This window comes from Burkholderia sp. 10_S31, assembly GCF_056930375.1.
The window spans coordinates 41,687-59,968 of the sequence record NZ_JBXOWK010000002.1 but is presented as its reverse complement, the minus strand read 5'-3'; the positions used below and the strand labels follow the sequence as shown (position 1 = coordinate 59,968).

General features: G+C 68.2%; 17 protein-coding genes. 11 read left to right on the top strand and 6 right to left on the bottom strand.

Annotated features, from left to right (window positions below; all coding sequences use genetic code 11):
• Positions 1-53 precede the first annotated feature (53 nt).
• The 5 genes from AC1Z3W_RS14960 to AC1Z3W_RS14940 all read right to left on the bottom strand — a co-directional run bounded on the left by AC1Z3W_RS14960 (position 54) and on the right by AC1Z3W_RS14940 (position 4,809).
• Positions 54-1,547 carry an HAL/PAL/TAL family ammonia-lyase gene (locus tag AC1Z3W_RS14960; protein WP_057924206.1) on the bottom strand — a complete coding sequence of 498 codons (1,494 nt, stop codon included), beginning with the start codon at positions 1,545-1,547 and terminating at the stop codon, positions 54-56.
• Positions 1,548-1,554: 7 nt separating this feature from the next.
• Positions 1,555-2,346 (bottom strand): ABC transporter ATP-binding protein, encoded by a 792-nt coding sequence (locus AC1Z3W_RS14955; protein WP_011660730.1) that lies wholly within the window; start codon positions 2,344-2,346, stop codon positions 1,555-1,557.
• Positions 2,347-2,374: 28 nt separating this feature from the next.
• Positions 2,375-3,121 (bottom strand): ABC transporter permease subunit, encoded by a 747-nt coding sequence (locus tag AC1Z3W_RS14950; RefSeq protein ID WP_175827191.1) that lies wholly within the window; start codon positions 3,119-3,121, stop codon positions 2,375-2,377.
• Between the two features lie 12 nt (positions 3,122-3,133).
• Entirely contained in the window at positions 3,134-3,856 is a 723-nt protein-coding gene (locus AC1Z3W_RS14945; RefSeq protein WP_057924204.1) for an ABC transporter permease, read from the bottom strand.
• 92 nt (positions 3,857-3,948) lie between these two features.
• Complete coding sequence (locus AC1Z3W_RS14940) at positions 3,949-4,809, bottom strand: transporter substrate-binding domain-containing protein (RefSeq protein ID WP_057924487.1); 861 nt, start codon at positions 4,807-4,809, stop codon at positions 3,949-3,951.
• A 469-nt stretch (positions 4,810-5,278) separates the two neighbouring features.
• Here AC1Z3W_RS14940 and AC1Z3W_RS14935 point away from each other — a divergent pair, with 469 nt between their 5' ends.
• The 11 genes from AC1Z3W_RS14935 to AC1Z3W_RS14885 all read left to right on the top strand — a co-directional run bounded on the left by AC1Z3W_RS14935 (position 5,279) and on the right by AC1Z3W_RS14885 (position 16,654).
• Positions 5,279-6,973 carry a 5-guanidino-2-oxopentanoate decarboxylase gene (locus AC1Z3W_RS14935; RefSeq protein WP_483507883.1) on the top strand — a complete coding sequence of 565 codons (1,695 nt, stop codon included), beginning with the start codon at positions 5,279-5,281 and terminating at the stop codon, positions 6,971-6,973.
• Positions 6,970-8,442 (top strand): aldehyde dehydrogenase family protein, encoded by a 1,473-nt coding sequence (locus AC1Z3W_RS14930; RefSeq protein WP_483507882.1) that lies wholly within the window; start codon positions 6,970-6,972, stop codon positions 8,440-8,442. Before AC1Z3W_RS14935 ends, AC1Z3W_RS14930 begins: the two co-directional genes overlap by 4 nt.
• Before the next feature lie 149 nt (positions 8,443-8,591).
• Entirely contained in the window at positions 8,592-9,689 is a 1,098-nt protein-coding gene (locus AC1Z3W_RS14925; protein WP_057924202.1) for an ABC transporter substrate-binding protein, read from the top strand.
• A 4-nt stretch (positions 9,690-9,693) separates the two neighbouring features.
• Positions 9,694-10,620: an ABC transporter permease gene (locus AC1Z3W_RS14920; protein ID WP_483507881.1), complete on the top strand. Its 927-nt coding sequence runs from the start codon at positions 9,694-9,696 to the stop codon at positions 10,618-10,620.
• Positions 10,617-11,459: an ABC transporter permease gene (locus tag AC1Z3W_RS14915; protein WP_483507880.1), complete on the top strand. Its 843-nt coding sequence runs from the start codon at positions 10,617-10,619 to the stop codon at positions 11,457-11,459. Before AC1Z3W_RS14920 ends, AC1Z3W_RS14915 begins: the two co-directional genes overlap by 4 nt.
• Positions 11,460-11,505: 46 nt before the next feature.
• Complete coding sequence (locus AC1Z3W_RS14910) at positions 11,506-12,579, top strand: ABC transporter ATP-binding protein (protein WP_057924199.1); 1,074 nt, start codon at positions 11,506-11,508, stop codon at positions 12,577-12,579.
• Positions 12,580-12,629: 50 nt separating this feature from the next.
• Positions 12,630-13,454: a transporter substrate-binding domain-containing protein gene (locus AC1Z3W_RS14905; RefSeq protein WP_483507879.1), complete on the top strand. Its 825-nt coding sequence runs from the start codon at positions 12,630-12,632 to the stop codon at positions 13,452-13,454.
• Positions 13,455-13,497: 43 nt separating this feature from the next.
• The gene (locus tag AC1Z3W_RS14900) at positions 13,498-14,262 is read left to right on the top strand and encodes an amino acid ABC transporter permease (protein WP_057924198.1); all 765 of its coding nucleotides are present in this window, start codon (positions 13,498-13,500) and stop codon (positions 14,260-14,262) included.
• On the top strand, positions 14,259-14,915 hold the full coding sequence (locus AC1Z3W_RS14895) for an amino acid ABC transporter permease (RefSeq protein ID WP_483507878.1): 657 nt from the start codon (positions 14,259-14,261) through the stop codon (positions 14,913-14,915). The genes AC1Z3W_RS14900 and AC1Z3W_RS14895 overlap by 4 nt, the downstream gene beginning before the upstream one ends.
• Before the next feature lie 40 nt (positions 14,916-14,955).
• Positions 14,956-15,681, top strand: a complete 726-nt coding sequence (locus AC1Z3W_RS14890; RefSeq protein WP_483507877.1) for an amino acid ABC transporter ATP-binding protein — start codon at positions 14,956-14,958, stop codon at positions 15,679-15,681.
• A 76-nt stretch (positions 15,682-15,757) separates the two neighbouring features.
• Positions 15,758-16,654 (top strand): LysR substrate-binding domain-containing protein, encoded by an 897-nt coding sequence (locus tag AC1Z3W_RS14885; RefSeq protein ID WP_057924195.1) that lies wholly within the window; start codon positions 15,758-15,760, stop codon positions 16,652-16,654.
• 73 nt (positions 16,655-16,727) lie between these two features.
• On the opposite strand, the gene AC1Z3W_RS14880 is transcribed toward AC1Z3W_RS14885, so the two are convergent.
• Positions 16,728-18,269, bottom strand: a complete 1,542-nt coding sequence (locus AC1Z3W_RS14880) for a UxaA family hydrolase (protein WP_483507876.1) — start codon at positions 18,267-18,269, stop codon at positions 16,728-16,730.
• Between the last annotated feature and the right edge of the window lie 13 nt (positions 18,270-18,282).

The window sequence follows — 18,282 nt, the reverse complement described above, 5'->3', positions numbered from 1 at the left end:
ACCGAATGAAGGTTGGATGCCCCGCCGCGCGTCACGCGTCGCGCGTCGTGCCGCTACAGCACGGACGGCGGCTCGCCCGCGACGATCCCGGCCGCGATCGCGATGTCGTCGGCAAGCGGCCGGTCGTCGTGATACGCGCTCACCCGTTCGCGCACCTGTCGCCACAGCGCATCGGTCGACGCCGCCCGCTCCGTTTCGCTCGCCTGCAGATCGTACGCCTGCGCGGCGGCCAGCAACTCGATCGCGAGCACGCGCGTCGCGTTCTCGATGATGTCGAGCGCCTTCAGCGCGGCCGGCGTCGCATGACACAGGTGATCTTCCTGCAGCCCCGACGTAATGCCGCCGTCGAGGCTCGCCGGCGCCGCCAGTCGCTGATTCTGCGCGACGAGCGCGACCGCCGTGTACTGCGCGATCATGAACCCCGAACACGTGCCGCCGGGCGCCGCGAGAAACGCCGGCAGCCCGCTCACGAGCGGATTGACGAGACGGTCCAGCCGCCGCTCGGCGATGGCCGCCACCTGCGCCATGGCCGCCGCGAGGCTGTCCATCGCCAGCGCGATGCCCGCGCCGACCGCATGCGCCTGCGAATGAACGACCGGCGCGTCGCGCGTACCGGCGACGATCGGATTGTCGGTGACGGACGCGAGCTCGCGGTCGACGACTTCCGCCGTCACCGCGAACACGTCGCGCGCCGCGCCGTGCACGTGCGGGATCGTGCGCAGGCTGAGCGGATCCTGCGTATGCCGCCCGCTCGCCGCGGCGAGCATCGGGCTGCCCGCGAGCATCGCCCGCAGGCGCGCGCCGACGTGCCCGATGCCGGGCGAGATCCGCAGCGCGAGCGACGCCGGGTCGAACGCGGCAAGCTGCCCGCCGAGATTCTCGAAGCTCGCCGCCGCGATCCAGTCGGCCCAGTCGAGCAGCCGCTCCGCGCGCGCCAGCGCGAGCGCGGCGAGCCCCGTGACGCAGGGCGTGCCGTTGACCAGGCTCAGGCCTTCCTTCGCACCGAGCGCGAGCGGTTCGCGACCGATGCGGCGCAGCGCCTCGTCGCCGCGCACGCGCTCGCCGCGATGGCGCGCATGACCGTGCCCGATGCATACGAGCCCGACGTGCGCCATGTGGGTCAGGTAGCCGACCGAGCCGTGCGCCGGCACCTCCGGCAGGCAATCGTGTTCGAGCAGCGCGACGAGCTGTTCGACGACATCGGCATGCACGCCCGAATGCCCGTGTGCGAAGTTGTTGATCGCGGCCGCGATGATCGCGCGCGTTTCGGCCGCGCCGAGCGGCATGCCGACGCCGACCGCGTGGCTCATCAGGATGTTGCGCGACAGCGTGCTCTGCTGCGCCGGCGACACGATCACGTCGCACAGCGCACCGACGCCGGTATTGACGCCATAGGCGCGAATCCCGCGCGCGACGATCTCGTCGACGAGCCCGCGCGCCGCGGCGATCCGCTCGCGCGCGGCGTCGGTCAACCCCAGCGGTTCGCCGGCCGCGACGGCCGCAATCTGCCGCCAGTCGAGCGGCCGTGCAGAACGGAATACGGTCATGACGTCCTCAGTTCGCGGCGCGGTCGTGATGGCTCGACACGAACTGGCGGAAGCGCTCGGAACACTGGCCGCCGAACAACGCGTCGGGCGGCCCGTCCGAATCGACCTCGCCCTGATGCAGGAACATCACGCGATTCGACACGTGCCGCGCGAAGCCCATTTCGTGCGTAACGACCAGCATGGTGCGCCCTTCCTCCGCGAGCGAGCGCATCACGCGCAGCACTTCGCCGACCAGCTCCGGGTCGAGCGCCGACGTCGGTTCGTCGAACAGCATTACCTTCGGATGCATCGCGAGCGCCCGCGCGATCGCGACGCGCTGCTGCTGGCCGCCCGACAGGTGTGCCGGATAGTAGCCGCGCTTGTCCGCGAGGCCGACGCGCGCGAGCAGCGCCTCGGCTTCCTCGACCGCTTCCGCGCGGCTGCGCTTCAGCACGCGCAACGGCCCTTCGACGAGATTGTCGAGCACGGTCATGTGCGACCACAGATTGAAGTTCTGGAACACCATCCCGAGCTGCGAGCGGATGCGATCGACCTGCCGCCGGTCGCCCGGCTGCAGCTTGCCGTCGCGCGCCCGCTTCATCTTCAGTTCCTCGCCTGCCAGCGCGACGGAGCCGTCGTCGGGCGTTTCGAGCAGGTTCAGGCAGCGCAGGAAGGTGCTCTTGCCCGAGCCGCTCGCGCCGAGGATCGAGATGACGTCGCCTTCGTGCGCGTCGAGCGAGATGCCCTTCAGCACGTGGTGATCGCCGAACGACTTGTGGATGTTCTTGACCGACAGCGCAACGGGAGCAGCGGTGTTCATCGGATTCTCCTGGAAAGGACGAGGACGCTCAGGACGCCACGCGCCGGGGATTGCGTGTCGTCGCGGCGGGTGCGGCGGACGGCTTCGGCGCGCGCAGGTGACCGGAGAGCCGCCATTCGAGCGCACCGAGCAGGCGCACGACGATGAAGTTCAGGCCCAGATAGATGAGCGCCGCGCACACGAACACTTCGGTCGTCCTGTAGGTCTGCTGGATGATCTGCTGCGCGACGCCCGTCACTTCCCACACGGTCACGAGGCTGGCGAGCGCGGTCGACTTGACCAGCAGCACGGCTTCGGTCGAATACGCGGGCAGGCACTGGCGCAACGCGATCGGGCCGATCACGCGGCGCAGCAGCGCGAAGCCCGACAGGCCGATCGAGTAACCGGCCTCGATCTGCCCGACCGGCACGGCCATCAGCCCGCCGCGCACGATCTCGGCCGTGTAGCCGGCCGTGCACAGCGCGAGCGACAGCACCGCGCAGACGTACGGCTCGCGCAGCAGCGGCCACATGAAGCTTTCGCGAATCACGCCGAACTGGCCGAGCCCGTAATACACGAGAAACATCTGGATCAGCAGCGGCGAGCCGCGGAACACGAGGATGTACGCACGCGCGAAGCGGTTCGGCAGCCAGTGCGGCGACACGCGCATCGTGACGATCACGAGCGACAGCAGGCCGCCGAGCACGAGCGACGCGAAGAACAGGCCCAGCGTGGTCGGCACGGCCGCGAGCAGCTGGCGCAGCGTGTCGAGGATGAAGTCGAAATCGATTGACATGCGTGCTCTCCGTCAGTTGCGCGCGAAATTGCGGCGGAACGAGCGACCGACGATCGCTTCGGCCCGGTTGAACACGCGGTTCGACAGGCCCGTCATGACCAGATAGAGCGCGCCGCCCGCGACGAAGAACACGAAGTACTGATGCGTCGAGTTCGCCGCGATCTGGCTCGTGCGCAGCAGCTCGGCGAGCCCGGTGACCGAGATCAGTGCCGAATCCTTCAGGCTCAGCTGCCATACGTTGCCGATGCCGGGCAGCGCGAAGCGCAGCACCTGCGGAATCAGGATGCGGCGCAGGACCATGCTGCGCGGCATGCCGATCGAGCGCGCCGCTTCGAGCTCGCCCTTCGACACCGCGAGCACGGCCGCGCGATACACCTCGGCCTGGTACGCGCCGGAAATCATCCCTACCGCGAGCGCACCGATCACGAACGGCGGCACGCCGATGAAGCCTTCCGCGCCGAACCACTGGCCGACGGTCGTGACAAGCGTCGAACCGCCGAAATAGAACAGGTAGATGACGAGCAGTTCGGGCACGCCGCGAAACACCGTCGTGTACAGGTCGCCGAGCAGGCGTGCGCTGCGGTGGCGTGACAGCTTCGCCGCCGCGATCGCCGCGCCGATCACGGCACCGACCGCGAGCGCGGCGAGCGTCAGCGCGACCGTCATCAGTGCGGCGAGCAACAGCACGCCGCCCCAGCCCTCGGTTCCGAAGCCGAGCATTTCAAGAATCGCCATGCGTGCCTCCCGGCAAGCGTTGAATGAATCCGCAGGATGCGTGCCGCCGCGCGTCGTTCGAGCCGCTCACGCGGCGGCAACCGGATACGCGCTTACGGCGTGACGTCGGTCTTGAACCACTTGTCGGCAAGTTTCTTCACGGTGCCGTCCGCGAGCGCGGCACCGATCGCCGTATCGAACTTCGTCTTCAGGTCGGCATCCTGCTTGCGGAACGCGAGCCCTTCACCCGGGCCCCAGATCGGCCCGCCGAGCTTCGGGCCCGCGAGCACGATCGATGCGTTGTCCTTCTTCGCGTTGTTCGCCGCGTAGTACGTGACGTCGTCGAACGATGCGTCGATGCGGCCCGCGACGAGGTCGAGATCACGCTCGGGCGAGGTCTTGTACACGCGGATCGACGCGATGTCCTTGAAGCTGTCGTTGATGAACTTCGTATAGACGGTGCCCGACTGGATGCCGATCGTCTTGCCCTTGAGCTGCTTGCGCAGCGCGTCGACGGTCGGCTTGTCGGCATTCGCGTCGCCGGTCAGCTTGACGATCGGCGCGCCGGGCGCGGCCTTCGGCAGGATCTTGGTATCGGTGACGGCGAAGGTCGCAGGTGTAGCCGCATACGGGCGCGAGAACAGCAGGATCTTCTCGCGCTCCGGCGTGATCGAGATCGCATCCATCAGGATGTCGAACTTGCCGGCCTGCAGGCCCGGAATCATGCCGTCCCAGTCCTGCGCGACCATGTTGCATTGCACCTTGATGCGTTCGCACACGTTGGCGAGCAGCTCCGGCTCGAAACCGCCGAGCTTGCCGCCCGGCAGCGTGAGGTTCCACGGCGCATAGCCGCCTTCGAGCGCGACCGTCACCGTCTTCCATTCCTTTGCCTGCACCGGTGCGGCGAGCGTTGCCGCCGCAGCCGCGATGACGCCGATTGCCCTGACTGCCCAGTTGATGCGCTTGCCGTTCACGAGATTTCTCCTTGCGTTGAAGTTCGCCATCCCTTCGGTGCCAGCAAGCCGCCTCAGGAATTTGTCTATACAAGCATGCAAGAAGAAAAACGGCGAGACAAGCAGCGATCAAAAAAAACCGCGTAAACGCGGGAAATCCCCTAATTTCAGGCCTCTGACGTGCCTCATCGAGGGGAATCCGGGCACGGATTTGGTGCAACCCGGGCAATCCAATCGCAAGGATGACTAGACAAATTCCGGATTCGATCGCGACGGCCGGCTGCCCGGCGTGTGAAGACGGGAAGGTCGAGCTGGCTTGCACGAAGACCGGCCGCCGCCTCGCCGCACAGCGGCGCCGCCATGCAGGCCGCTCATGCCGCGCATGAAAACTAATCGATTGTTGGCACCCCGGATCGACGCCGACAATCCGCGTCATGCCCCTCGTTCGCGGTACGGGCCACTCACCCTCCCAATCGGCACACCACGATCCATGAACCATCCAGCCACCGTCTCCTCCATCGCCGCGGCCCGCAAGGCCACGACGGCACCCTGCCAGGCCCGCCCCCGCACCTGCGGCGAAGCGCTCGTCGACCTCCTCGAACGCCACGGTGTCGAATGCGTGTTCGGCATTCCCGGCGTGCATACCGTCGAGCTCTATCGCGGCCTGGCCGCATCGTCGATCCGCCATGTGACGCCGCGCCACGAACAGGGGGCCGGCTTCATGGCCGACGGCTATGCGCGCGTCACGGGCCGACCGGGCGTCTGCTTCATCATCACCGGGCCGGGGATGACCAACATCGCGACCGCGATGGCCCAGGCCTACGCGGATTCGATCCCGATGCTGGTGATCTCCAGCGTCAACGCACGACGCGAGCTCGGCAACGGCGACGGCCGCCTGCACGAGCTGCCGTCGCAGCGCGACGTGTTCGCGGGACTCACCGCGTTCTCGCACACGCTGCTCGACGCGGCCGACCTGCCGCAAGTCCTCGCGCGCGCATTCGCGGTCTTCGCCAGCGCGCGGCCGCGGCCCGTGCATATCGAGATTCCGCTCGACGTGATCGTGATGCCGGCGCCCGCGCTGTTCGACGCCCCGCCCGCGCCGCCCGCGCGCCCGGCACCGGACGCGAACGCGCTGGCGGCGGCCGCCGACCTGCTCGCGCACGCGCGCCGGCCGCTGATCCTGGCAGGCGGCGGCGCCATCCACGCGGCCGCGGAATTGCGCGAACTCGCCGAACGCCTGCAGGCACCCGTCGCGCTGACCATCAACGCGAAGGGCCTGCTGCCGGCCGGCCATCCGTTGCTGATCGGCTCGACACAGTCGCTGCCGGCCACCCGCGCGGCGATCCGCGACGCCGACGTGGTGCTCGCCGTCGGCACCGAGCTTGGCGAAACCGATTACGACGTCGTGTTCGACGGCGGCTTCGCGATCGACGGCCGGCTGATCCGCATCGACATCGACACGCAACAGCTGATGCGCAACGCCCGCGCCGAAATCGCCATCGCCGGCGATTCGCGGCTCGCGCTCGGCGCGCTGTCGACCCGCCTGCATGAACGGCCGGCACCGACACCCGAGGCCGACTGGGGCGCGCCGCGGGTCGCCGCCGTGCGCGCCGCGATCGCATCCAGCCACGACGGCGCCGCACAAGCGCAGGCGCTGCTGATCGACACGATCGTCGCCACGCTGCCCGGCGCGATCATCGCCGGCGATTCGACCAGCCCCGTCTACGTCGGCAATTTCACGCACGATGCGCCGGCACCGCGCAGCTGGTTCAACTCGTCGACCGGCTACGGCACGCTCGGCTACGGGCTGCCCGCCGCGATCGGCGCAAAGCTCGCCGCACCCGCGCGCCCGGTCGTGTGCCTGATCGGCGACGGCGGCCTGCAGTTCACGCTGCCGGAGCTCGCGAGCGCGGTCGAGGCGCGGCTCCCGGTGATCGTGATCGTCTGGAACAACCGCGGCTATGGCGAGATTCGCAAATACATGGTTGCGCGCGACATCACGCCGGTCGGCGTCGATCCGTATACGCCCGATTTCCAGGCGCTCGCACGCGGCTTCGGCTGCGCGGCGCACACGGCCGCCACACCCGGCGCGCTGGCCGCCGCGCTGCGCGACGCCACCGCGCGCGCAATCCCGACCGTGATCGAAATCGACGAGGCAACCTGGTTCGGACAGGTGCAGCGATGAGCACGACACCCGATCTCGCATTCGATCCGCCGCTGCACACGCGCCACTTCATCGACGGTACGTGGCGCACGAGCGTCGACGGCGCGACGTTGCCCGTCGTCGATCCGTCGACGGAAGCCGTCCTCGCCGACGTCAGCGCAGGCGCTGAAGCAGACGTCGAGCACGCGGTGCAAGCCGCGTCGCGCGCGTTTCCCGGCTGGAAGCGCACGACGGGCGCCACGCGCGCGGCCCTGCTGCGCGCAATCGCGCGCGGCGTCGACGCGCGTCGCGCGCGGCTCGCCACACTGCAGTCGCTCAACAATGGCAAGCCGTTCGCCGAAGCCGAAATCGACGTCGCGGACGTGATCGCCACCTTCGACTACTACGCGAGCCTCGCGGAGCGCCTCGACACGAACGGCGAAACCGAGATCGCGCTGCCCGGCGACGACCATCGCGCGTGGATCCGGCGCGAACCGGCCGGCGTCGCCGCGCTGATCGTGCCGTGGAACTTCCCGATGGTCACGACCGCGTGGAAGCTCGCGCCCGCCCTCGCGGCCGGCTGCACCGTCGTGCTGAAGCCGTCCGAGATCACGCCGCTGCCCGAGCTCGAACTCGCCGCGATCGCCGCCGAAGCGGGCTTGCCGCCCGGCGTGCTGAACGTGGTGACCGGCACCGGCCACGACGTCGGCGCCCGGCTGTGCGCGCATCCGCTCGTCGCGAAGGTGTCGTTTACCGGCAGCACCGCGGTCGGCGCGCAGGTCATGAAGACGGCCGCGGACACGATCAAGGGCGTCGGCCTCGAGCTCGGCGGCAAGTCGTCGATCATCGTGTTCGACGACGCCGACCTCGATCACGCGGTCGAGCTCATCGCGGGCGGCGGGCTGTTCAATGCCGGGCAAATGTGTTCGGCGACTTCGCGCGTGCTCGTCGCCGCGCCGCTTGCCGACGACCTGATCGCGCGCGTCGCGCGGCGAATCGACGCGACCGTCGTCGGCCCGCCGTTCGCCCCCGGCGTGCAGATGGGGCCGCTGACGAATCGCGCGCAATACGAACGCGTGAAGCGTCACATCGCGCAAGGCCAGGCCGACGGCGCGCGGCTCGTGACGGGCGGCGGCACGCTCGACGGCCCCGGCTTCTTCATCCGGCCCGCGCTGTTCGCCGACGTGCCGGCCGACAGCGCGCTATGGTGTGAAGAAATCTTCGGGCCGGTGCTGTGCATCCGCCGATTCGACACCGAAGACGACGCGATCGCGGCCGCCAACGATACCGAATACGGGCTCGTCGCGACCGTCGTCACGCGCGACGCGCCACGCGGCAAGCGGGTTGCCGACGCGCTCGAGGCGGGCGTCGTGTGGATCAACACGCCCCAACTGATCTATCCGCAAACCTCATGGGGCGGCTACAAGCGCAGCAGCATCGGACGCGAGCTCGGTCCTTTCGGGCTGGCCGCGTTCCAGGAGATCAAGCAGGTCATGATGCCGGCCCGCTGAAGCCGCAGGCCCATGCGTTTATGTCATGCCGCGCATGCGGATATTTCGTTTGTTGCGGAAATTTGACCTCCCTACAGTTCATCCACACCCCACGCCGCAGTTCGGCGACCGGCATCGAACCACACGGCATCGTTCATCAGGAGACGGCCATGCAACACTTCAAGGCGGGAAGAAGGCAGGTGATCAAAACCCTCGGCACGGCACTCGCCGCATCCGCCCTTCCGATGCCGTTCATCAGTACTGCGAAGGCACAATCGAAGAGCTTCGCGGGCAAGACACTGCGCCTGCTCACGTGGTCCGACGATACCGGCGCGGCCGCGCTGCGCAACATCGCGGAAAGCTTCAGCAAGCAGACCGGCGCACGCGTGATCGCCGATCGCGCGGACGGCACGTCGGGGATGGTCGCGAAGGTCAAGGCCGCGGGCGAGCGGCCGACCTACGACGTCATCACGCTCGCCGGCGTCGGCGCGGCAGGGCTCGCGGATGCGGGCCTGCTCGCGAAGCCGGACCTGAACCGGCTGCCGAACCTGAAGGACGTCGCGCCGCAATACCGCACGGGCGCGAACGGCTTCGGCATCGGCTACCTGCTGTGGTCGGACGGACTGATCTACAACACGGCGACCGTGAAGAGCGCACCGTCGAGCTACGAGGCACTGTGGGATCCGAAGTATGCGGGCCGCCTGTTCCTGCCGCCGCCCGAGTGGGCCGAAGCGGTCGACCTCGCAATCATCGCGGCGAAGCTGGCCGGCGGTTCGCAGCAGAACATCGATCCGGGCTTCAGGAAGCTCGCGCAGTTGAAGGACCGCGTGATGACCCTCGGCGAAAACCCGAACCAGGTTGCCGACCTGTTCCGCACCGGCTCGCTCGACATCGGCGGCATCTATTCGCCCGCGTTCTTCCCGGACCAGATCCGCAAGCCGGACTACAAGATGGGCGTGACGTACGGGATGAAGGAAGGCTTCGCGACGCAGCTGATGTTCACCGTGATCCCGAAGGCACACCCGGGCGACCTCGACCTGATCCACGCGTTCATCAACCATTCGCTCGACGCGGACGTGCAGGGCCGAATGGCGGCCGACGTCCTGAATGGCCCGGTGAACGGCAAGGCCGTGATTCCCGCGGCAAGCCGCGCGTTCGTGCCGTCACCGCAGCAGATCGCGGAGAAGGCCGTGCTGCATGACGACAAGGCGCTCGCGGCCGTCCAGCCGGCATGGATCAAGCGCTACACCGGCCTCTTCGCGGCGTAACGCCATGACTTCCCTGTCCTCCTCCCACGACGCCGCGCCGGCCGTTACTGGCGCGGCCGGCGCGGGCGCCGACGCCGGGCCCGCGCTGCCCGGCGTGCCGCCCTGGCTGCTGCTCGCGCCGATCCTCGCGTTCCTCGCGGTGCTCGCCGCCGCGACGCTCACGGTGTTGCGGATGAGCGTGGGCGTGTCCGGCGACGAATGGCGGACCTTCACGCTGCAGAACTACGTCGACCTCGCGGACCCGTACTTCACGACCTCGTTGTGGCTCACGCTGCGCCTCGCGTTCCAGAGCATGGTGTGCGCGGTGCTGCTTGCGATCCCGGTGGCGCTCGCGATGGCGCGGACCGAATCGCGGCTCGCGCGCCGGTTGCTGCTCGCCGGCGTCCTGTTGCCGCTGCTCGTGAACCTGCTGCTGCAAGGCTATGGCTGGCTCGTGATGCTCGGCCCGGCCGGGTTGCTCAACCGCGGGCTGCTGGCCACCGGCGTGATCGGGCGGCCGCTGCAGTTGCTGTACCGCGAGCACGGCGTGCTGCTCGGACTGATCCAGACCGCGTTCCCGCTCGCCGTGCTGCCGCTGTCGAGCGCGCTGCGCGCGGTGTCCCGCGCGTACGACGAAGCCGCCGCGACGCTCGGCGCGAGCCGGTGGCAGACGCTGCGGCATGTGACGCTGCCGCTCGCGATGCCCGGCCTCGTCTCCGGCGCGCTGCTCGTGTTCGCGTACAACGCCAGCGCGTTTGCGGTGCCGCTGCTGCTCGGCGGTCGACGCGTGCCGATGCTCGCCGTGCTCGTGCACGACCAGGTCGCGCCGCTGCTCAACTGGCCCGCCGCCTCGGCATCCGGCATCGTGCTGATGGGCGCGACGCTTGTCGTGATGGCGGTTTCGCAGCGCCTCGTGCGCACCCTGCAACGTACCGACGAGGTGCCCCGATGAATGCCCTGCTCCTGCGCGCGCCCATGCCCGGCCGCCTCGGACGCGTGACCGGCGCGCTCGCGACGCTCGTGCTGTTTCTCGCCGCGCTGCCCATCCTGACGATGATCACGATGTCGTTCGGCGCGGCGGGCACGCTCGAATTCCCGCCGCGCGAGTTCAGCCTGCACTGGTATCGCGCCGCCTGGCAGACGTTCGTGTCGTCCGATGCGGGCAGCGCGCAATCGATGGGCGCCGCGTTGACGACGAGCCTCGTCGTCGCGGTCGCGACGATGCTGATCGCGACCGCCGTGTCGGTGCCCGCAGCCTACGCGCTGTCTCGCTACCGCTTCCGCGGCAAGACGCTCGTCGAGCAGTTCGTCGCGTTGCCGATCGTCTATCCGCTCGTGATGCTCGGCCTCGCGCTGCTGATCGTGTTCAACGCGCTGCCGGTCGAACTCGGCATCGTGCGGCTCGTCGTCGCGCACGTGATCCTGACGCTGCCGTTCACGGTGAAGAACTGCGCGGCATCGGTCGCGTCGATCGGCCCCGATTTCGAGGAAGCCGCGTGCGTGATGGGCGCAAGCCCGCGCCGCGCGCTCGTCGACGTCGTGCTGCCGCTGATGCGGCCCGGCATCCTCGCCGGGATGCTGTTCGCCTTCATTGTGTCGTTCAACGAATTCACGGTGACGTTCTTCCTGTACAGCATCGACACGATGACCCTGCCGGTCTGGCTCTACAGCCGCACTGTTTCGTCGCTCGACCCGACCGTGTTCTGCTTCGCCGTGTTCACGGTCGCGATCGACTTCGCGCTGATCTGGATGCTCGAAAAACTCGTCGGCGACAAGGGCGTCGCGCTCTGACGCGCGCACCGTCACCGTCTCGCCCTCGCCCGTGCAAGGAACCCTCATGACCCAGCTCATTCTCCAGAACGTGACGAAGCGCTTTCATCAGGCGTATGCGGTCGATCACGTCGATCTGTCGGTACCGGACGGCAAGCTCGTCTGCTTTCTCGGCCCGTCCGGCTGCGGCAAGACCACGCTGATGCGGATCATCGCCGGCCTCGAAACGCCGACCTCCGGCACCCTGACGTTCGCCGGCCGCGACCTCACGCACGTGAGCGCCAACCGGCGCGACTTCGGCATGGTGTTCCAGTCGCTCGCGCTGTTTCCGCACATGACGGTCGCGCAGAACATCGCGTATCCGCTGCGGCTGCGCAAGACGGACAAGGCCGCGCAAGCACGGCGCGTCACCGAGCTGCTCGAGCTGATCCAGCTGCCGCACATGGCCGACCGGCTCGTCACGCAACTGTCGGGCGGGCAGCGCCAGCGCGTCGCAATCGCGCGCGCCATCGCGTCGTCGCCGCGCCTGCTGCTGCTCGACGAGCCGCTGTCGGCGCTCGACGCGAAGCTGCGCGAGGCGATGCAGGTCGAGATCCGGCTGCTCCAGCAACGGCTCGGCATCACGACGATCATGGTCACGCACGACCAGCGCGAAGCGATGACGATGGCCGACGAGATCGTCGTGATGGAGAAAGGCCGGATCCAGCAGGTCGGCCGGCCGCTCGACATCTATCGCGATCCGGTCAACGAATTCGTCGCCGACTTCATCGGCCTCGGCAACATCCTGCCGGTCGCGTGCGACGGCGACGACGCGATCGTCCTGCCGGGCGGACAGCGGCTCGCGATCCGGCGCGCGCCGGACACGCCGCGCGCAACCGACGCCGTGCGCCTGCTGATTCGCCCCGAGGACGTCTGCGTGCGCCCTGGCCACGCGGCGGCGGCCGCGCCGAATACGCTGGCCGGCACGATCTCGTTCGTGCGCGACGTCGGCGCGTCGATCGAAGCGACGATCGACTGCCGCGGCTTCACGCTGACGGCCGCGACGACGCCGCGCGAGACGCCCGACCTGCACGTCGGCATGCCGGTGCTCGCGGAACTGCCCGCCCATGCATGCAAGCTCATCGCCGCCCGCGGCGCCTGATCCCTTTTTCTTTCTCCCGCGCAGTCCAGTCCAGCAACGAGGATCTCACCATGAACGCAACGACCCAAGCCACCCGTCACGTGCAGCGCCTGCTCGCCCGTACCGTCCTCCTCTGCGCCTGTGCCGGCACGGCGGGCCTTGCCGCCTTCGCGCCGCTCGCGCATGCCGACGCGCTCGATACGATCGCGAAAGCGGGCGTCGTGCGCATCGGCGTGTTCGAGGACTACCCGCCGTTCGGCTCGATCGGTCCCGACATGAAACCGCAAGGCTATGACATCGACATGGCGAACCTGATCGGCAAGGCCCTCAACGCGAAAGTCGAACTCGTGCAGGTCACCGGCGACAACCGCATGGCCTATCTCGCCGACCGCAAGGCCGACATGCTGCTGTCGGTCGGACAGACGCCGGAGCGCGCGAAGGTGATCGACTTCTCGAACGCGTATGCACCGTACTACCTCGCGGTGTTCGGCCCGAAGTCGCTGGCCGTGAAGGGCAACACCGATCTCGCCGGCAAATCGATCGCGGTCGCGCGCGGCACGCTCGAGGATCTGAGCGTCAGCAAGGTCGCGCCGCCGAGCGCGACGATCAAGCGCTTCGACGACCCGAACGGCGCGATCGCGGCGTTCCTGTCGGGACAGGCGCAACTGCTCGTGGTCGGCAACGACGTCGGCGCGACGATCATCGCGCGCCATCCGTCGATCGATCCGGAGCAGAAGTTCTCGCTGTTCAGTTCGCCCGATCACGTCGGCCTGAACAAGAACGAGCCGCGCCTGATGCAGAAGGTCAACGACGCGATCGCCGGCGCGAGGAAGAGCGGCACGCTGAATGCGTTGTCGCAGAAGTGGCTGCACGCGGCATTGCCGGCCGACCTGTGATGCGCACCGCCCACGCCCCGCACTCACGACGAAAGGCATCGCGATGACCTACGTGTTCGACTTCAGCGATTTCGGCCTCTACGCCGGCATGCTCGCGCGCGGCATCGGCGTGACGCTCGGCCTCACCGCGGCCGCCACCGTGCTGGGCGGCCTGATCGGCACCGCCGGTGCGTGGATCGCGCTCGCCGGCCCGCGCTGGGCGCGCGCGCTCGTCGCGGCCTACGTCGAGTTGATCCGCAATACGCCGTTCCTGGTCCAGCTGTTCTTCATCTTCTTCGGGCTGCCCGGGATCGGCGTGCATATCGACGAGGCGCAGGCGGCCGTGCTGGCCATGACGGTCAACCTCGGTGCGTATGCGGTCGAGATCCTGCGCGCCGGCATCGAATCGGTGCCGCACGGGCAGGTGCAGGCCGCGCGCGCGCTCGGGCTGCACGGCCGGCAGGTGTTCGGTCACGTCGTGCTGCCGCAAGCGCTCGCGAACGTGTACCCCGCGTTGCTCGGGCAGGTGCTGATCGTGATGCTCGGCTCCGCGGTCGTCTCGCAGATCTCGGTGCCCGACCTCACCTATGCGGCGAACTTCATCCAGTCGCGCAATTTCCGCGCGTTCGAGATCTACATCGTCGTGACCGCGATCTACCTGCTGCTGTCGATCGCGCTGCGCATGCTGCTCAATCGCGTCGCCCGGCGGCTGTTCTCGGGCCGCGCGGCGCGCGGCGCGGCTGCCGCGCCGCGGCGCACCCGGGTTGCCCGCTTCACGTGGCGCGCCCGCTCCCCTGAAACCCGCCTTCCCACGGAGCGTGCACGATGATCGAATTCACCTTCCAGGATATTGCATGGAACCTGCTGCTCGCCGCGCGCTGGACCGTGCTGCTGTCGCTGATCACGTTCGTCGGCGGCAGCGGCGCCGGGTTCGCGCTGCTGGCGATGCGCATCTCGGCGTCGGCGGCGCTGCGCCGCTTCGTGATCCTCTACGTCGAGGTGTTTCAGGGCACGCCGTTGCTGATGCAACTGTTCCTCGGCTTCTTCGGACTGCCGCTCGTCGGTATCGACGTGACGCCGTGGGTCGCCGCGTCGGTCGTGCTGACGCTGAACGCCAGCGCCTATCTGGCCGACATCTGGCGCGGCTGCGTCGACGCGGTACCGCGCGGCCAGTGGAACGCGGCGGCCAGCCTCGGCATGACGTGGACCCAGCAATTGCGCTACGTGGTGTGGCCGCAGGCATGGAAGATCGCGCTGCCGCCGACCGTCGGCTTCCTCGTGCAGGCGGTGAAGAGCACCGCGCTCACGTCGATCATCGGGCTGACCGAACTGACCAAGACGGGCAACATCATCACCAACGCGGTGTTCAAGCCGTTTCCGATCTACGCGATGGTCGCGCTGCTCTACTTCGCGATGTGCTTCCCGCTGACGTGGTACGCCCGCGCGCTCGAACGCCGCTACCGCGTCGCGAAGGCACGCTGAACCGGCGCCGCGCGCGCCTCATTACGATCCAGGTATCTCCATGATTTCCATCAGCAACGTTTCGAAGTGGTACGGCCAGTTTCAGGTCCTCGCCGATTGCACGACCGAGGTCAGGAAAGGCGAAGTGGTCGTCGTGTGCGGCCCGTCGGGTTCGGGCAAGTCGACGCTGATCAAGACCGTCAACGGCCTCGAGCCGTTCCAGCAGGGCGAGATCCTCGTGAACAACCAGTCGGTCGGCGACAGGAAGACGAACCTGTCGAAGCTGCGCTCGAAGGTCGGGATGGTGTTCCAGCATTTCGAGCTGTTCCCGCACCTGTCGATCACCGAGAACCTCACGCTCGCGCAGGTCAAGGTGCTCGGCCGCGGCAAGGACGAGGCGAACGAGAAGGGCATGAAGCTGCTCGATCGCGTCGGCCTGAAGGCGCATGCGCACAAGTTTCCGGGCCAGTTGTCGGGCGGCCAGCAGCAGCGGGTGTCGATCGCGCGCGCGCTGTCGATGGACCCGATCGCGATGCTGTTCGACGAACCGACGTCGGCGCTCGATCCGGAAATGATCAACGAAGTGCTCGACGTGATGGTCGAGCTCGCGCAGGAAGGGATGACGATGATGGTCGTCACGCACGAAATGGGCTTCGCGAAGAAGGTGGCCCATCGCGTGATCTTCATGGACAAGGGCGCGATCGTCGAGGACGACCGCAAGGACGATTTCTTCTCGAATCCGAAGTCGGATCGCGCGAAGGACTTCCTCGCGAAAATCCTGCACTGAGCAATGCGCGACGGCGCATCGTGCCGCACGACGCGACGCGCCCCGCCGGCCGCCCTTTCCGGAACCCGCCGTCCCGATGAAACGACTTCCTTCCCTCAACGCGCTGCAGATCTTCGACATCGTCGCCCGTCACGGCAGCTTCACGCGCGCCGCCGAGCACCTGTGCCTGACCCAGGGCGCCGTGAGCCGGCAAATCCTCGCGCTCGAGGGCTTCTATCAGTTTGCGCTGTTCAAGCGCACGCCCAAGGGGCTGACGCTGACGGCCGAAGGCGAACTCCTGTTGCCGACGGTGCGCGAAAGCTTCGCGCGCATCGAGGAGGTATCGATGCGCCTTTCGCGCAGGCGCACCGAACTCGCGCTGAAGGTGCCGACCTGCATGATGCAGTGGATGCTGCCGCGCATCATGCGGTTCCAGGCCGAGCATCCCGAGCTCCAGGTGCAGATCACGACGACCTGGGATCATCACGTCGATTTCCGCATGGAACCGTTCGACGCCGCGGTGATCTACGCAGCCGGCGGCGGCCCCGACATGCATGCGATCCCGTTGTTCGAGGAACGGCTCACGCCGGTCTGCGCACCAAGCCTGCCGGAGCGGCAGCCGCTCGCGAACCTCGACGACCTGGCTGGCCATACGCTGCTGCATCCGACGCGCGATCACCGCGACTGGAAGCGGTGGCTCGACCATGCGGGCGCGCCGCACGTCGACTCGACGCGCGGCTTGAGCTTCGAAACGCTGGATCTCGCGACGCACGCGGCGATCGACGGTTACGGCGTCGCGATCGGCGACCGGACGCTCGCGAACGAAAGCGTGGCGGCGCACCGGCTGGTGATGCCGTTCGACATTTCGTTGCCGACCGGGATGGGCTATTACTTCGTGTATCCGGGCGGTGCCGAACAGCAGCAGAAGATCCAGCTGTTCGGCGACTGGATCGCGGACGAACGCAAGGGCGCGGCGGGCGTCGCGCCGGCCTGAGCGGACGCCGCCTGTCGCGCGTGCGGCACGGCCTCGCGACACGTGCGGTTTGCCGCACGCGCGCCAGGTGCGGTTACGTGATCACGCCGACCTGCCACGGCACGAACTCGTTCTGCCCATAGCCATGCAGTTCGCTTTTCGAGCGCTGGCCCGACGCACAGTCGAGCATCGCGCGGAAGATGTCGGCGCCGAGCTGGTCGACGCTCGACTTGCCGTCGATCACGCCACCGCAATCGATGTCGATGTCGTCCGCCTGGCGCGTCCATAGCGCCGTATTCGTCGCGAGCTTCAGCGACGGCGATGGCGCACAGCCGTATGCCGACCCCCGGCCTGTCGTGAAGCAGATCAGGTTCGCGCCCGATGCGACCTGCCCTGTCGCAGACATCGGGTCGTAGCCGGGCGAATCCATGAAGACGAGGCCGCGCGCGTCGATCCGTTGCGCGTATTCGTAGACGTCGACGAGATTCGTGGTCCCGGCTTTCGCGATCGCGCCGAGCGATTTCTCGAGAATCGTCGTGAGCCCGCCCGCCTTGTTGCCGGCCGACGGATTGTTGTCCAGCGCCGCGCCGTGACGCGTGCAATACGCTTCCCACCATGCGATTCGCGCGAGCAGCTTCTCGCCGACGTCCCGGCTGACCGCGCGCCGGGTGAGCAGATGCTCGGCGCCATAGATCTCGGGGGTTTCGGAAAGGATCGCCGTCCCGCCCTGCCGCACCAGCCGGTCGACTGCCGCACCCAGCGCGGGATTTGCCGAAATGCCCGAGTAGCCGTCCGAGCCGCCGCACTGGAGGCCCACCACGAGATGCGCCGCCGGCATCGGGACACGCGCCACGCGGTTCGCGTCCGCGAGCATCTCCGTGATCATCGCGATGCCGCGCTCGATCGTCTTGCGCGTGCCGCCGCTCTCCTGGATCGTGAAATGGCGCAGGCGCGCGGCGTCCGCCTGCCCGCCTTCGCGCAGCACGTCGCCGATCTGGTTGGTCTCGCAGCCGAGGCCGATGAACAGCACCGAGTGGAAGTTCGGATGCGCGGCGTAGCCCGCCAGCGTACGGCGAAGGATCGCGATGCCATCCCCCTGCGAATCGATCCCGCAGCCGAGCCCGTGCGTGAGCGCGATCACGCCATCGACGGCCGGATAGTCGGCCAGCGCCTGCGGGCGCACGTCGCGCCGGAAATGATCGGCGATCGCGCGCGCCACCGTCGCGGAGCAATTGACGCTCGTCAGTATGCCGATGTAATTGCGGGTCGCGATGCGGCTGTCGTCACGACGAATGCCCATGAAGGTTGCCGGCGTTTCGTCGTAGTGCGTCGGGATCGCGCCGGCGCCGAACGCGTGCTCGCGCGCGAACTCGACCATGCCGAGGTTGTGCACGTGTACATGATGGCCGCGCGCGATCGCCTCGCGCGCGACGCCGATGATCTGGTTGTAGCGCCTGACCGGCTCGCCTTTCGCGATGTCGCGTGTCGCGATCTTGTGGCCAGGCGGGATGAGGCCGGCCACGACGAGCGCCTCGGATGCGATCCGGGTGCCGGACACGAGCTGACGCGTCGCGATCACGACGTCGTCGTTCGGATGCAGCCGGATCGCGGCCGGCTCGGTAACGTGAAAGGACATGGAGGTGATCCTG